The sequence below is a fragment of the Paenibacillus glucanolyticus genome, assembly GCF_037333485.1.
Taxonomy (GTDB): domain Bacteria; phylum Bacillota; class Bacilli; order Paenibacillales; family Paenibacillaceae; genus Paenibacillus_AQ; species Paenibacillus_AQ glucanolyticus.
In genome coordinates this window covers 4,650,056-4,664,066 of the sequence record NZ_CP147845.1, presented here as the reverse complement: position 1 = coordinate 4,664,066, position 14,011 = coordinate 4,650,056, and the positions used below count along the sequence as shown (strand labels likewise).

General features: G+C 45.7%; 17 protein-coding genes, 1 tRNA gene and 1 pseudogene. 13 read left to right on the top strand and 6 right to left on the bottom strand.

Going from position 1 to position 14,011, the window contains the following annotated elements:
- Positions 1–53: 53 nt before the first annotated feature.
- Positions 54–836: a M12 family metallopeptidase gene (locus tag WDY75_RS21950; RefSeq protein ID WP_082834318.1), complete on the top strand. Its 783-nt coding sequence runs from the start codon at positions 54–56 to the stop codon at positions 834–836.
- Positions 837–1,027: 191 nt separating this feature from the next.
- Here the strand turns inward: WDY75_RS21950 and WDY75_RS21945 are convergent, their stop codons facing one another.
- Positions 1,028–1,573, bottom strand: coding sequence for a hypothetical protein (locus tag WDY75_RS21945; protein WP_063478995.1), 546 nt, complete (start codon positions 1,571–1,573; stop codon positions 1,028–1,030).
- 415 nt (positions 1,574–1,988) lie between these two features.
- Between WDY75_RS21945 and WDY75_RS21940 the strand changes: the two genes are divergently transcribed.
- The 6 genes and pseudogenes from WDY75_RS21940 to WDY75_RS21915 all read left to right on the top strand — a co-directional run bounded on the left by WDY75_RS21940 (position 1,989) and on the right by WDY75_RS21915 (position 3,971).
- Positions 1,989–2,240, top strand: coding sequence for a hypothetical protein (locus tag WDY75_RS21940; protein WP_063478996.1), 252 nt, complete (start codon positions 1,989–1,991; stop codon positions 2,238–2,240).
- A 75-nt stretch (positions 2,241–2,315) separates the two neighbouring features.
- A pseudogene (locus tag WDY75_RS21935) lies at positions 2,316–2,543 on the top strand (PBSX family phage terminase large subunit); the annotation flags it as partial.
- Positions 2,544–2,556: 13 nt separating this feature from the next.
- Positions 2,557–2,778: a hypothetical protein gene (locus tag WDY75_RS21930; RefSeq protein ID WP_063478998.1), complete on the top strand. Its 222-nt coding sequence runs from the start codon at positions 2,557–2,559 to the stop codon at positions 2,776–2,778.
- A gap of 26 nt (positions 2,779–2,804) precedes the next feature.
- Positions 2,805–2,975, top strand: a complete 171-nt coding sequence (locus tag WDY75_RS21925) for a hypothetical protein (RefSeq protein WP_338840785.1) — start codon at positions 2,805–2,807, stop codon at positions 2,973–2,975.
- Positions 2,905–3,300 (top strand): hypothetical protein, encoded by a 396-nt coding sequence (locus tag WDY75_RS21920; protein ID WP_338842220.1) that lies wholly within the window; start codon positions 2,905–2,907, stop codon positions 3,298–3,300. Before WDY75_RS21925 ends, WDY75_RS21920 begins: the two co-directional genes overlap by 71 nt.
- A 482-nt stretch (positions 3,301–3,782) precedes the next feature.
- Positions 3,783–3,971, top strand: coding sequence for a hypothetical protein (locus tag WDY75_RS21915; protein WP_006209126.1), 189 nt, complete (start codon positions 3,783–3,785; stop codon positions 3,969–3,971).
- A gap of 92 nt (positions 3,972–4,063) precedes the next feature.
- On the opposite strand, the gene WDY75_RS21910 is transcribed toward WDY75_RS21915, so the two are convergent.
- From WDY75_RS21910 to WDY75_RS21900, 3 genes are all read right to left on the bottom strand, one after another.
- Positions 4,064–5,269 carry a tetracycline resistance MFS efflux pump gene (locus tag WDY75_RS21910; RefSeq protein WP_006209127.1) on the bottom strand — a complete coding sequence of 402 codons (1,206 nt, stop codon included), beginning with the start codon at positions 5,267–5,269 and terminating at the stop codon, positions 4,064–4,066.
- A 110-nt stretch (positions 5,270–5,379) separates the two neighbouring features.
- Positions 5,380–5,997 (bottom strand): TetR/AcrR family transcriptional regulator, encoded by a 618-nt coding sequence (locus tag WDY75_RS21905; RefSeq protein WP_063479000.1) that lies wholly within the window; start codon positions 5,995–5,997, stop codon positions 5,380–5,382.
- A gap of 190 nt (positions 5,998–6,187) precedes the next feature.
- Entirely contained in the window at positions 6,188–6,952 is a 765-nt protein-coding gene (locus WDY75_RS21900; protein ID WP_036638018.1) for a polysaccharide deacetylase family protein, read from the bottom strand.
- A 185-nt stretch (positions 6,953–7,137) separates the two neighbouring features.
- Between WDY75_RS21900 and WDY75_RS21895 the strand changes: the two genes are divergently transcribed.
- The 4 genes from WDY75_RS21895 (at position 7,138) to WDY75_RS21880 (ending at position 8,871) form a co-directional block, all read left to right on the top strand.
- The gene (locus WDY75_RS21895; RefSeq protein WP_063479001.1) at positions 7,138–7,323 is read left to right on the top strand and encodes a hypothetical protein; all 186 of its coding nucleotides are present in this window, start codon (positions 7,138–7,140) and stop codon (positions 7,321–7,323) included.
- Between the two features lie 153 nt (positions 7,324–7,476).
- Positions 7,477–7,562, top strand: a tRNA-Leu gene (locus tag WDY75_RS21890).
- Between the two features lie 207 nt (positions 7,563–7,769).
- Positions 7,770–8,456 carry a uracil-DNA glycosylase gene (locus tag WDY75_RS21885; RefSeq protein WP_063479778.1) on the top strand — a complete coding sequence of 229 codons (687 nt, stop codon included), beginning with the start codon at positions 7,770–7,772 and terminating at the stop codon, positions 8,454–8,456.
- 19 nt (positions 8,457–8,475) lie between these two features.
- Complete coding sequence (locus tag WDY75_RS21880; RefSeq protein ID WP_006209132.1) at positions 8,476–8,871, top strand: hypothetical protein; 396 nt, start codon at positions 8,476–8,478, stop codon at positions 8,869–8,871.
- Positions 8,872–8,968: 97 nt separating this feature from the next.
- Here the strand turns inward: WDY75_RS21880 and WDY75_RS21875 are convergent, their stop codons facing one another.
- Together WDY75_RS21875 and WDY75_RS21870 are read right to left on the bottom strand one after the other, a co-directional pair.
- A complete protein-coding gene (locus WDY75_RS21875) occupies positions 8,969–10,045 on the bottom strand; it encodes an AI-2E family transporter (protein WP_063479002.1) in 1,077 nt (358 codons plus the stop codon).
- Positions 10,046–10,145: 100 nt separating this feature from the next.
- The gene (locus tag WDY75_RS21870) at positions 10,146–10,484 is read right to left on the bottom strand and encodes a L,D-transpeptidase (RefSeq protein WP_036638025.1); all 339 of its coding nucleotides are present in this window, start codon (positions 10,482–10,484) and stop codon (positions 10,146–10,148) included.
- Positions 10,485–10,660: 176 nt separating this feature from the next.
- Here WDY75_RS21870 and WDY75_RS21865 point away from each other — a divergent pair, with 176 nt between their 5' ends.
- A complete protein-coding gene (locus tag WDY75_RS21865; RefSeq protein WP_063479003.1) occupies positions 10,661–12,484 on the top strand; it encodes a sensor histidine kinase in 1,824 nt (607 codons plus the stop codon).
- Positions 12,477–13,988: a response regulator transcription factor gene (locus WDY75_RS21860; RefSeq protein WP_036637960.1), complete on the top strand. Its 1,512-nt coding sequence runs from the start codon at positions 12,477–12,479 to the stop codon at positions 13,986–13,988. Before WDY75_RS21865 ends, WDY75_RS21860 begins: the two co-directional genes overlap by 8 nt.
- Positions 13,989–14,011: the final 23 nt, after the last annotated feature.

Here is a 14,011-nt window from a genome sequence, read left to right as displayed (position 1 = left end):
CTTTACTCGATTTTGTTGAACACTATACCTAAAAATGAAGGAGTGTAGAAAAAGTGGAACAACATTTTTGTGAAGTTTACTCTGAGGAAATATATAACAAAATGCCTCTGAAAGGATTTATCAAGCTTAAAGATGGCTCATGGAGAGAAATAGCATACCACTCAATTGACGGAATGGTTATTATTGATGGAGATATTGTGTTGGGTGAAGAAAGGAAGATAATTTCAAAAGATAAAATGGAAACGGAAGCCATAATATTTGAGCCTATCCGAAATGTTAGATGGCCTAACAAAACAGTTTATTATGAAGTTGATTCTGCTCTTCCTAATAAGGATCGAATTACTGAGGCGATAAAAGAATGGGAAAACAAAACGAGTATACGTTTTGTGAAAAGGAGTAACCAACCTAACTATGTATATTTTATTCATTCAACAGGATGCTCTTCACATATTGGCATGATTGGTGGTAGACAAGATATTCGCTTGGCGGATAATTGTTCAAAAGGAAACGTTATCCATGAAATGGCACATGCAATTGGTTTGTGGCACGAACAATCAAGAGAAGATCGAAATAGCTATGTAACTATTTATTATGAAAACATAATTGAAGAAAATAAACATAATTTTGATCAGCACATAACAGATGGGGAAGATGTTGGATTGTATGATTATGGTTCCTTAATGCATTATCCTCGAAATGCATTCTCCAAAAATGGCAAGGACACAATCGTTCCAAAAGATCCTGATGCAATTATCGGACAAAGAAATGGGTTAAGTACAAAAGATATTCAAGCCTTGGATCATATTTACAATGCTTTATCTGTGTCTGTTGAATAGTAAGTAAAGCCCGATATTAAAGAGAGCCCAATTTGAACATTTATTGAACCTAACTTGAGCACCACCTGATAAATTTACCATGTTACTATAGAAGCATAGAAAAAGCGAGAATGACACGCACGGCTGCATGAATGCGGCATATGACCGGGGCGTACCTCTTCTCGCTTATTCTGATTTTTGCTCAACGACGCCTATTGTAGGTAGATTTCATTTATTGAAGCATAAGCATTGGGTACGTTAATAGATTCACAAATTATTTTTATTTGATCGTACCATCCAGTAGGAGCAATTACAATTGGTTCGATTTCGACCCTTGCCCAGCCTCCTCTAATAAATCTTGTCGCTTTTCCGATTATTTTGGGCAATTCTCCAAGTTTATTGCCCTCAATTGTGTATTCAAAATTTGCGTCTAAACCAGTAGAGGCAGTAAACTCAATGGAATTAATGTATTCGGAACTTGGAAATGAAATCAATATTTCACCCCGAGTACTAGCGATGAACCATTGACTAGTCTCCTGACGATCAACAGCATAATCAGGTTTATAACTCCCTGTATAGTAGCCGTATGCCTCAGTATTTATTGGGCAATATCTTTTAGTTAGTGGTGGTTGGAGAGGTGCTTGAGATTGCAAAGGTGCAGTGGTTAATGTTTCTGTGTTACTGATAGGGCCGCTGAAATTTAGACTGGGTTGCTGTTGATCAAAATTAATTCTTGTGGTATTGAGGGGATTTTTCATTTGAATCCTCCTATATTGTTTTGGTTTTTGCATTTTTAAAATTCCCCAAGCAATCATTATTCATGCATGCGCTGTATTTTTCCCCTGATAATCAATGCTAATAGGACGATAACATAATAAAGTGCAGCGATAACGTTATAAGCCAAAACAACCAGAGAAGTGTAAGAGGTGTGAATGGGGCGAATGAACGGGCGCGAAGCAGTTCTGCAGCAGACGGCCTTGTGTTAAGAAGGAAAAACCTTCCTAATGTCGAAATTTGATGTCGAGGGGGTGATTTTATGAGTAATGATGTTCCACCAGCGGAGCACCTCCGGGCAATAAAAGAGCACTTGGTAATAAGGGTGGAACCGGTAGTCCACATCGCAACAAAAAAGCCGTAAAGACGGGGGAGTATGAAACGATTTGGCTTGATGCCTTGGAAGGTGATGAGCTGGATCTCATCGATCTGATTGATACGGACCCGATCCTGCAGGCGGATGAAGCTATTATGAAATTCGAGATCCGCGAACGTAGGATGTTGCTACGGATCAAACGACTGACCAACGGTCTGACCGAAAAGGAACGACGGATTCTGTATGAGCTCAAGTCGGTAAAGGAAGCCGTGACGGTGCACGATGAGAAATCCGGTCTGACTAGACGATTCCCGTCACGCGCACGGAGCTGGTAGAATCCGAGATTGAGGAAAAGACATTCCGTCAAATTGACGACATCATCGCTCTGGAAGAAGCGTTGACTCGAGTCTGGGATCCGTGACGTGGCTTCAGCATTAGTTGAAGGACTAATCAAGTACAATGACTGCTGTAAAGAGACATTCCAGGAGTTCAGCTCCTATGTTTGGGATGAGAAAGCAGCTGCACACGGCGAAGATAAGCCGGTCAAAGAGAACGATCACCAAATGGACGGTGATCGTTATTTTGTTCATACCATCGTGAAGCGTCGGGGCGGAGTGTTCTTCCCGGGGAAAGCGTGAAAGGAGGAATATCGTGTCATTATTGTGGCCGACAGATGAATATCAAAAGGAAATTGAAGACATTATCATTCGTGGTGCCCAGACGGCAGCTACATTAGAGCAAATCATTCAGCTTGAGATTGGCGGGTGGAGGACCTCCCCTAAGCGGAAATGGATGGAGATTGGAGAACTCTATTACCGTAATAAAACGGACATATTGGAGCTAGTGGCGCAAAAGAACCTGTCGGTAACTTAGCCAATAACAAGCTGGCTAATGCGTTTGTGCGTAAATTGGTTGACCAGAAGGTTGGTTATCTACTCGGGAAGCCGCTCAGCATTCAAACAGACAACCCAAAGTATGCCGATGCATGGGATGAGGTTTTTGACAGCGCAATGTACTGCCGAATGCAGTCCACTGGGAAAGAAGCTGTTAATAACCCCTATTTTGAATGAGCAAATAAAGTACTATAACGCAGCTTTGTCTAGAGATACACAATACACGGATAAATTTAAGGAAGTCATTCTTACTAAGGGCTCATTGCCAAGTGTGTATCTTTTCCCGCAATCTAAATATCAAACACTGGTTTTGGATGTACGTGCAATCCAAGAAGATGTAACGATCATTCTCAAGAACAAGGACAACCGAGAAGAATTGAAATCGTTGTTCATTCCCCAGGACAAGCCTGAACAGATTGAAATTAATATTGCTGGAATAAAAGAGCTTGAAGTTGAAGTTAGAGGAAATGCAGTCATTTATCCAACTTCACATTATAAGTGAATGATGCTTTGAAGAACTCCGCTAGCCTTGGCTGGCGGGTTTTTTTTTGTTTATATGGCTGCAGCCATAAATGATCATAGCGAGCGTGCTGCTTGGTATCAGTTTAACCATCTGATGATCAAGCGGGGGATATAAAGTACAACATCGAAGATCAAGGATATAACACCACCGGAATGCTCTAATTGGGTTCTTCCCAACTTCTTCATACTTCTTGTGCACCTCCATTTTGTAAGGGTTGTTGCTGCTGCCTTAGTTCTTCGTTTGTCACGAATGACGAATCAGATCATCATGTTTTCACGAAAGGTCCTTTGAAACAATACGCCCAAATCTCTCCGTGGTTTCAACATGTTCTCCTTGGGGAATTTGTAATCGCAGGCGACTTGCGTTACATTTTAGAGGAGCCGTTAAAGACCAGACGTAATCCAAGGGCTGCGGCTGGTTGGTATGTCAGCTCATTTTAGTACATAGGACGGGGGATCATAGTGTCAGAATGGGTATTGAATCAGTCCTGGGGACTGCCTGTGTTGCTTGCCTTTTTGGTGATTGTATTCGTGTTTGAATCGAGAAAAGCCTTCAAGGCTTATAAAGAAAAAAGACGCTTCGAGTTGGGCTGGGCACTTTTATTTGCGCTTGTGGCTCTATTGGCAATCATTGTCTTGGTGGCTTATTAAAATACATAGCAAAACAAGCGCCCGTCAGATGCTGACGAGCGCTTGTTCCATGTTATAAAGATATAGCGGTAGGGGGATCGTTTCCCTGTTCGTCAACGTTCATTCATGACGGCTTCGGTAGCGGACCAGGCTCTGCCGGCACGCATGGCCAGGAAGAAGCAGAGAATGAGCACGATGGAGGCAGCGATGTACGGATAATTGATATCCAGGTCAAACAAATACCCGGCCACAAGCGGGCCTGCGATATTTCCAAGGCTGGTGTAAGCGGAGTTTAAGCCGGCAACATAGCCCTGCTGGTCCTTGGCCAGCTTGGACATTTGCGTACCGATAGCGGGACGCAGGATGTCAATCGACAGGAACACCAGGAAGGTTACGAGGAATATCAACCAGTACTTATGCACAAACAGGGTTAACAGTATACATATCCCCGCGGTTAACAAACTGAGTGTGATGACTCTTTTCTCCCCAAACCGGTTCAGGATCCATCCGAATATTGTGGCCTGCACAACGGCGCCGGCAATCGAACCAAATGTTATGATCATGGCAATATCTTTGGGGGTAAAACCGAATTTATGATCCACGAACAATCCGAACACAGTCTCATAATTGGCAAGACCGAAGGAGAGAACAAATACAATGACCAAACTTAAGAAATAGGGCTCTCTGAAGGAACGCGCCAGCTGGAGAAACAGACTCTCCTTCTTCCGTCCCAGTACGGTAGGCGCTTCTTGTTTGGCTGAAGATTCGGGCAGCAGAATTAACGTTACCAAGGCAGCGATACCGCCCGCGACCGCGGCTGCATAGAAGGGAACCCGGATCCCAAATTCAGCAATGAAACCCCCGATTCCCGGCCCGATAATGAATCCGGTGGTAATCGCAGCATTAATGAAGCCCATGCCTCTTGCACGCTCCTCATTAGAAGTCACGTCAGCCGTGTAGGCCATAATGGCAGGCATGATGAGTGCGGCGCCTATGCCGCCAAGCATTCTGGCTGCAAACAGCAGCGTCGGCGTGCTGGCAGCCCCGAATAGCCATTCCGATAAGGCGAATACAATCATACCGGAGATGATAATTTTTTTACGTCCTACGGAGTCGGACAAGCGGCCCGCGAGTGGCGAGAACAGCAGCTGCGTTAATGAAAAAGCAGCCACGAGCATGCCCACGGTACTGCCGTTAATATTAAGCTCCGTCATATAGGTGGGCATAATGGGTATGACCAGACCGATACCGGTAAAGACTAAAAATATATTGAACATGAGGAGCAGGATCGCTCCATTATTACGCAGCAGTAATGACATGATGATTCCTCCAAAAATAAATGACGATCCCACGTGTTGTCGTGATTTACATGTTTATATAATTGCATACTGAACGTTCGGTTTGTAACATTCCACAAAAAATGGAACGTTTATCTGCCGTTATTCATGCCAGGTTTCTTGGCGATACCATACAAGAGCACACGAATGGCGGAATGATAAAGCGCGAGCACATTGTCGAGCTTAGCCATTTGAGACATCTGGCTTAAACCCGCGATCAAGCTTTCAAATATAATCGAGAGATGCTCCACGTTATGGTTCTCAAATTCACCCTGATCAATCCCTTGCTGCAGCAATTTCTGATTAAATTCGAGTCGATTCCGAATGATCTGGGTAATCCGCTGTTCCACATCCTCGCTCATACTCTCGTTGCTGTTCAGAAATTCATCCAGTGCTTTGGAGAACGGGTGGTTCAAATCATCAAACACCAATTGATCAGCGATGCCATACAATTTGTCTGTGATGGTGGTATATTGATGTTCTTTGCTGCTCCACTTTTGCTCCCATTCCAGATCCCATTCTTCGATGAGATACAGAAACAGCCCTTCCTTGCTTTTAAAGTGGTAGTAAATGTTACCCTTACTGCTTCCCGTTGCTTCAACGATTTCCTCAATCGAGGTCGACTTGTATCCTTTTTGCATAATGAGGGCTTTGGCCGCTTCAGCGATGCGCCGCTTGGTGTCTTCGCTTTGCTGTTGTTTTTTGTTCATTAGCGCCCCCCTTATAGGTACAGATTTTGTCATTATTTTTCTATACTGAACGTTCGTTCTGTATCTTATCAAATGGATTTAAAATATTCAAGTGGGAGTTTGAATGTCCGAAACAGCGAGAAATCAGCTGATGAAAAATAACCGTTACCTCCTGCAGGCAGCGGTTATTTTAGCATTGCAATGGGATGAATCAGTGGTTTACTTCAATAAACTTATGCGATTTATCATGATAGGAGAGCAGCTCGGATACAGTAACAAATGTGAAGCCACGCTTTTGCAGCTCCGGCAAAATCACGCTGAGCGCCTCCACCGTCTGTGTACTGGTCGGGACAAAATCGTGCATAAGCACGATGTCTCCATTGTGCGCGTTATCCAGAACCTTTTTGACGATCCGGTTAACGCCGGGCTTTCGCCAATCCAGCGTATCCTGGTGCCATGACCATAATACGGTCAGCATACCGATATCTTTGCTTGTCCTTACAATGGATTCATTGTAACTTCCACCGGGCGGGCGGAACAATACGGTTTTACTGCCTGTCGCTTTGAAAATCGCTTCCTGGGTCCGGTTCAGTTCACTGGTTAATTTGCTGGCGTTGATATTGTGGAAGGAAGGATGAGTGTAGGAGTGGTTTCCTATTTCATGCCCTTCGTGAAGCTCACGTGCCACGATATCGGGGTGTTTCTCCACCCGGTTGCCCACAACAAAGAAAGTCGCCTTTGCGCCATATTGTTTTAACAGATCCAGAATTTCAACGGTCGTATGTGCATCCGGACCATCATCAAAGGTGAGGGCAATCACTTTGCTGGGTGTGGGCACTTCCCATACGATCTCTCCGCGCTCCTCATAGTAGTCTCTTCCCTTGGAAGCAGACGGCACATGATCTGCATCAACATGCTCGTTAAGGCACAGGGAGAGGGAGAGAGTAAGCCATATAACAGTTGAGAGCTTTTTCATGGTGATCATTATCCTTTTCTCTGCTGTTCTAGTCTTGGCATGTGACATGCAAGCTTCTTTATCATTTGGTGAACACGGTAAAATTATTCCTAATGTCTGGCTCAGACGCCGTTCGACATTAAACACCGATCGGCACAAGCATGTTCCGCATGCAGAGCATGTAATGGTAGAAAGGAGTGATCCAGATGCAATCACGTAATCGTTCGAATGCCCAAGGGATTGACGTGAGCCGCTACCAGGGGGTGGTGGATTGGACAAAGGTAAAGGCTTCCGGTAAAGCATCGGACATAACGGAGCAGCGCGATCGAATCGATGAATTAGAGCAGCGACTCGGGGCAATCGAGAAAAATGGGGGATCGCATTCAGGGTGATGCGAAAAAATATGAGTTTCATATATTGACATCATATGGTTAGACATGGTATTATCGATTTTGTCGCCAGAACGAAAAGAATCGCAAAATTTTCCGTTAATCGGTATGAATCCCATATGGTGATTTGAATAGAGCGAATCTAAGATAAAATATGCCGGGGTGGCGGAATTGGCAGACGCACAGGACTTAAAATCCTGCGGTAGGTGACTACCGTACGGGTTCGACCCCCGTCCTCGGCATTATAACAGCGTCTGGTAAGATGCAAATAAGTCGGCCCCCTGTATGGGTGCCGGCTTATTTTTTAAATTGACAAGAGGTCAATTTTTTTGACGAAGGCTATTATCGGAACAAACGGAATGGAAGACGTTAAAGTCCTTTCTATAAAAATCGCATTCTTTTATAATTCCACGCTGACCTGTGTGAGGAGGAGGGGAGGAGAGATGCGGATGTTTAACAATGATTGGGACGTTATCCTGAACGGAGAGATGGATAAGCCTTATTTTGAAGCGTTGATGGAACGGGTGGACGAGGAATACCGGCGCAGCACGGTGTATCCTCCTAAGGAAGATATATTTCGAGCTCTTCACCAAACATCGTATGAATCCACAAAAGTCGTTATTTTGGGACAAGATCCCTATCACGGACGAAAGCAGGCACAGGGATTAAGCTTTTCCGTTTCACCCGGAGTTACGATTCCTCCGTCTCTGCGCAATATCCATAAGGAGCTGGCATCCGATTTGGGTGTACCTGTTCCGCACCATGGCTCTTTGCAGTCATGGGCTGATCAGGGGGTGCTGCTGCTTAATGCGGTTCTTACGGTACGCGAAGGTGAGCCCAATTCGCATAAAGGAATCGGGTGGGAGCGATTCACGGATACCGTTATTGCAAAGCTGAATGAACGCGATCAGCCAATGGTGTTTATATTATGGGGCAGTTACGCACAGAAGAAGGGTTCTTTCATAGACCGAAGTCGGCACAAGGTGCTTGAGTCCAATCATCCGAGTCCATTTGCAGCGCACAAAGGTTTTTTCGGCAGTCGTCCATTTTCAGCATCGAATGCTTATTTAATGCAAAAGGGTATGGATCCGGTGAATTGGGACATCCCAAGCACACCGGGCGATGGAGTTGAATAATCCGCGAGAGGTGACCTTCATGAAGCATTGGATCGGTCGTCATGTTGTCATTCAGCGTTTAGACGGGGCGAAAAGCACGGTTGAAGGTGTGTTGAAATCATGGGACCCCATTCAGGAGAAGGTCATTCTTGGCCCGGGGGAGCTTGTCATCCCGTTTCGCTCCATTCATAGAATAATGCCGAGAAATTCTTCTCCGGCTCTAAACTCTATCGGTTATGTCGTGAATCATACGATTCAATTTGATAATGCAGTCTACTTTGGATCTTGTGTGATGGTATGGAGGGGTAATCAATTGGTCTCCTCTCAGGCCGTTCTTGCTTCTCATGATGAGGAAACGGTCACGCTGTCAAATGGAATGATTTTGCGTAAGGACGAGCATTATTTTGTCGTTCGGTCCTTGCGGGGCAATGCGTAATTATTTGAATAAAGGATGTCCCCAGCAGCCATCGTAAAGTTGGCGGGGACATCCTTTTTTTGTTTGAATGAAGGATAAGCAGAATTCCTTGAAGCGTTTAAGCCTCCTCTACTTTTTCAGCAAGGAAGAGTTCGTAGATCCGCACCACGAGAATTTTAATGATCATATAGGCAGGAATAGCGAGCAGGATACCGAGGAGTCCGAAGAAATCTCCACCTACCAGAATAAGGACCACCGTGGTGAGAGGGTGAATATCGAGCTGTTTGCCATAGATTACAGGGGTCAGAATATTATCTTGAATTTGCTGTGCGATCACAATGACAACGACAGACCATATGGCGATGGACGGAGCTTCAATGAACCCGACGATAACGACAGGGATGGTTGCAAGCAGCGCACCGATATACGGAATGAAATTCAAGAAGAAGGAGATCACGGTTAACAGCAAGGAATAGGGCAGTCCAATAATTAAAAATCCGATATAAATCAGAACGCTAAGTATAAGATTAAGGATGACTTTGCCGATAATAAAATTGCTGAGTGCGGAATCAATCTCACCCAGCACTTCCTGACCGTCACGGCGGAATCGTCTAGGCAGAACGCTGAGCAATCTTGGCGGCAGCTTGTTGCCCTCCTTGAGCATGTAGTACAGAATGATGGGAATCGTAGCAATAATGATAACAACACCGGATACAACGGTAATCAGGTTGTTGATGGAGTTGCTAATCCAGGTAATGATACGATTCATATATTCCGTGAGCGAAGTGGTCAACTCTGATTCGGTTGGTATGAAGCGGGACCAGTACGGATTCTGCTGCAGCTGGTCAATCTGTTCCTGGACGCCCTCCACTAGGAAAGGGGCGTTGCTTATGAAAGTCTCCATCTGTTCCCGAAGTGTCGGCCACACCACGATGCCAAAGATCGCACAGAGTCCGGCAAACACGAAATACAGCATCAAGACACCAATGGAGCGTTTGATTTTCTGGCGTTCCAGGTAATCGACAATTGGCCGAAGCAGGTAATAGAAGAAGCCGGCCATCGCGACAGGAACAATCAACATGTTGATCATGGAGACGATTGGGCGGAACAAAAAGCTGATCTCGGATCCTAGATAAATGATTAAGAGCAGCGCGATTATACCGAAGCATGTCCTGAAATATTTGCTCTGCATCATGGGCAATCCCTCCATAACAACGAATAGGTAAATACGTAAGTACCATATAACATTTGTATTTAACCAATTTGGAGGGATTTGAAATCACCAGTCTATGTTATTAGTTTCGTATGGTGACCTGGGTATGCAGGGGTACGAGCGAAGCAAGCTGCACAACATCCTCATTGTACATCCGAATGCAGCCATGGGAAACGGATCTGCCGATGGATGAAGGATCATTCGTGCCATGGATGCCGTAGTGCGGTTTGGACAAACCTAACCAATAAGCTCCGAATGGTCCGCCTGGATTGGGCTCTTTGGTGACGATTGTGTAATTGCCGGGAGGGGTCTGCGTGGCCATTTTGCCTACAGCAATCGGGTACGTATGTACCACGGCGTCACCGTCCAGCAAATGCAGCTGATAGTTGGCCACATCGACAATGATGCGGTACTTGGGCATCATCATCCACCTCCTTTTTCATCCATGTTATGAATCGGGGAAGGCATTCGACCCAGAATCGGCCTAAAATAGGCAGATTGCACCTTCACGGTTTGGAAGAAATTTCATCCGTTGATAAGGGCGGGTCGATGTTATATTTAATAATGAAAAGCTTTACATCAGGAAGGGGATAACCGATGTCTCCTGTTGGGTTTTATCAAAAATACATCAAAAATAATATGTTTACCAAAATGCTGCTCTTGATTTCCCTGATTGCGGTGGTCACCATCGTAACTTTATCTTTTCTAATGTATTATTTCTTGTTTCAATCCGCTGTTCGCAGCGAACTGGATATCCAGCGCAGCGGAGTTGAACGGGTGGAGCGGCACGTTAATCAAAAATATGAGAATGTACAGTCCTACGTGAATGACTTGTATCGCAATGGTTCCCTTGGCCTTGACACCTCCTACTTTCTCATGAACTCGTTTAATGAATATATTGCCAAGCGGATGAACCGGATTGTGGGCAGCGGACAGTCCAATACGGACAGTGTGCTTGCATACTTTAAGCAGCGGCTGGATGATGATCCGGATATTGAGAATATTATGCTGTACAGTGCCGAGAAGCAGTATGTGTATGTATATAAACAGGGCAGCATGACCCGGCTCTATCAGGCGAACGCTACGCATTCTTACATACCCGATGTTATGGCCATGGAAAGCCAGAGCGTCACACTGCCGAATTTCTGGGTTCGCAAGCTGGCTGGAGATGCCGCTGTACCGCTATTCTCGATACGGAGTCCGATCAATGATATGACCACCTACAAGAATCTGGGGCAGCTGCTTGTTTTATTCCGGACGGAAGCGCTCGCAACCGTGCTGAACAGCAGCGAGGATGAGATGAAGGGATCTGTAATGGTCCTATCGGGTGATGGCAGCGTAATGTTTGATTCTGGTGGCAGATATTATGGAGAGAAGTATCCGTATGCGGAGCGGCTGCTCAATTCCAAAGAAACCGTATTCTTGGACGAGGAGTCGTATGTAACCATATCGGCTCACAATCAGGCGGGCTATACGGTGGTAGGGATTACTCCGAAGCGCGAGGTTGCGGAATCCCTGCATGGCTTGCAGAGCACGATTATTATTGCAGCCTTGTTATGCATTGTTGTTGCCGTTTCCATTCCGGCCCTGATGATTGTGAACTACTCCAAGCGGACCGATAACATCATCCGATTCATGCGCAAGGTGGAGAAGGGCGAGTTTGTTGCCCGGATGCAGGATACCAAGGAGGATCAGCTGGGGCAAATTGCCGGCAGCTTTAATGAAATGCTGGATGAGCTGACACGATATATCGATAAGGTATATAAAGCGGAGATCAACCAGAAGAACGCGGAGCTGTCCGCGCTGCAGGCCAGAATTAACCCGCATTTTCTATATAATACGCTTGAAGTGATACGAATGAGAGCTCTCTCTCAGGGCGCTCAGGATGTTGGTGATATGATCTACAGCTTATCGATGCTGTTTAAGAATATCGTACAGCGCAAGTCCAACTATACGTTGAAGGATGAGCTGGAAGCTTGCCGGCTCTATCTGGAACTGTTCCGTATTCGCTATAAGGACAAGTATATTTATAAAATGTTCTGCGAGGAACCAATCAAGAGTGTGCCGATGATGAAAATGTCGCTGCAGCCGCTCATTGAGAACTATATTGTACATGGATTGCGGAGCGACCAGGATGATAACTGGCTATCGATCACCGCTACGCAGCAGGACGGTGAGGTCTGCATTGTGATCAAGGATAACGGGAAGGGAATCGAACCAAAGCGGCTTGAGGATATCCGTGCAAGACTGCAGATGGCTGAGTCCAACGGAGAATCCTTTGGGCTGCGAAGTGTGAATGAACGGTTAAAGCTGACGTTTGGAAGTTCTTACGGGATGGACATCGAGAGTGAGCCGGGTAACGGAACGACGGTGACCGTCAGATTTCCGGTGACAGAAGGGAAGTTGGATAACAATGTATAAGGTATTTATCGTGGATGATGAACCGTTCATTATAGAAGGATTGGTAGATGTCGTGGATTGGTCCAAGTATGGCATTGAGGTGGTGGGTCACGCAGGAAACGGTCGCCAGGCATTGGAGAAGATGGCGGTCGTCCCCGTTGATATCCTCATAACGGATATATCAATGCCTGTGATGACAGGACTTGAATTGATAGAAGGCGCACGCAAGCTGAACCGCAATCTGAAGGTGATCATCCTCAGCGGCTTTGACGATTTTGCCTATTTGAAGGAAGGTATGCGTCTCGGGATCGAGAATTATTTGCTCAAGCCGATCAATCTGAAGGAACTGGAAGAGACCATTGCCAGTACGACCGATAAGATGAACAATGCCAAGAGAGAAATGAGACTGGACGAATACGACATTAACATTCTGCGAAGCAATATTCTATACCGCTGGATCACGGACCGGATTGAGCCGGAGGAGCTGGAGGAACGCGCTAATCTTCTGGGGCTGAACCTGAATTTGCCCTATGTCATGGCATCCATACTGCGAGCTGATTTCACGCCGCTTGAGAGCTGTCTGTATCAATTGATGGAGCAGGAGCAGGGCGTTATGTATTTCCGGGACAATGACGGCGACCATGTGGTGATATTTATGATGAGGGAGCCGGATACGGAAAAGGCGAGGGCAATCAGGCTCCTGCAGCAGGTGCGCGAGCAGTGTTATGAAGAGGAGCTGTGCATATCGCTTGGGAGCATAGAGAGCCTCGGAGGAAATTATAAGGATAGCTATCTCCATGCGAAGGAGGCACAGGAATACTATCTCGTGCTGGAGCAGCCCTCCTACGTGGATTATGTTGATGTTCAGGCGAAGAAGGGCGAAGCCGCGGAATCCTACACGGTCCAGTGGCCTGAGTATGCAAAAGGCATCGCTGGCAGGGACAAGCAGGGGCTGTTTGAGCTGATCGACAGCGATTTTGACCGGCTTCGCCACACGCAGGGCATGACCCCAACGATACTGAAGAGTGTCGCGGTTGAGATGGTTGTTCGCCTGAAGCTGGAGCTTAACGATATTCAATACACGGCTGCCCCCGATTTTGTAAAAAACACGATTACCGATATTATGGAGTCCATATCGATAGACGACTTGATTACGGCCGTGAAAGAAGGGGTCGGCGGTCTGGTTGACTCGCTCAACAATGACGTGAAGAGCCCTGTCATTCAGCAGATTTTGCACCATATCCAGCAGCATTTTAACGAGGATTTGTCATTGAAGGTGTTAGGTGCCCAATACCATATTCATCCCGTGTATCTTGGGCATCTCTTTCATAAAGAAACGGGAGAGAGTTTTACGGAGTATATTAACAGGTACCGCATCGATAGAGCCAAAGAACTACTGCGAAACTCCTCTGCCAAAGTTCAAGATATCGCAAAAAATGTAGGTTACTGGGAAACGGGTTATTTCTATAAACAGTTCAAAAAGTTTGTCGGCGTATCGCCAAGAGACTTTAGAGGAATGCTCTGATTGATTTAATCAGAGTTTTTTTC

Excerpts from the sequence above, each read along its gene's own strand:
- WDY75_RS21945 (WP_063478995.1), bottom strand. The coding sequence starts at position 1,573 with ATGAAAAATCCCCTCAATACCACAAGAATTAATTTTGATCAACAGCAA.
- WDY75_RS21885 (WP_063479778.1), top strand. The coding sequence starts at position 7,770 with ATGTTTAACAATGATTGGGACGTTATCCTGAACGGAGAGATGGATAAG.
- WDY75_RS21870 (WP_036638025.1), bottom strand. The coding sequence starts at position 10,484 with ATGCCCAAGTACCGCATCATTGTCGATGTGGCCAACTATCAGCTGCAT.
- WDY75_RS21865 (WP_063479003.1), top strand. The coding sequence starts at position 10,661 with ATGTCTCCTGTTGGGTTTTATCAAAAATACATCAAAAATAATATGTTT.
- WDY75_RS21910 (WP_006209127.1), bottom strand. The coding sequence starts at position 5,269 with ATGTCATTACTGCTGCGTAATAATGGAGCGATCCTGCTCCTCATGTTC.
- WDY75_RS21860 (WP_036637960.1), top strand. The coding sequence starts at position 12,477 with ATGTATAAGGTATTTATCGTGGATGATGAACCGTTCATTATAGAAGGA.
- WDY75_RS21900 (WP_036638018.1), bottom strand. The coding sequence starts at position 6,952 with ATGAAAAAGCTCTCAACTGTTATATGGCTTACTCTCTCCCTCTCCCTG.
- WDY75_RS21905 (WP_063479000.1), bottom strand. The coding sequence starts at position 5,997 with ATGAACAAAAAACAACAGCAAAGCGAAGACACCAAGCGGCGCATCGCT.
- WDY75_RS21880 (WP_006209132.1), top strand. The coding sequence starts at position 8,476 with ATGAAGCATTGGATCGGTCGTCATGTTGTCATTCAGCGTTTAGACGGG.
- WDY75_RS21895 (WP_063479001.1), top strand. The coding sequence starts at position 7,138 with ATGCAATCACGTAATCGTTCGAATGCCCAAGGGATTGACGTGAGCCGC.
- WDY75_RS21875 (WP_063479002.1), bottom strand. The coding sequence starts at position 10,045 with ATGATGCAGAGCAAATATTTCAGGACATGCTTCGGTATAATCGCGCTG.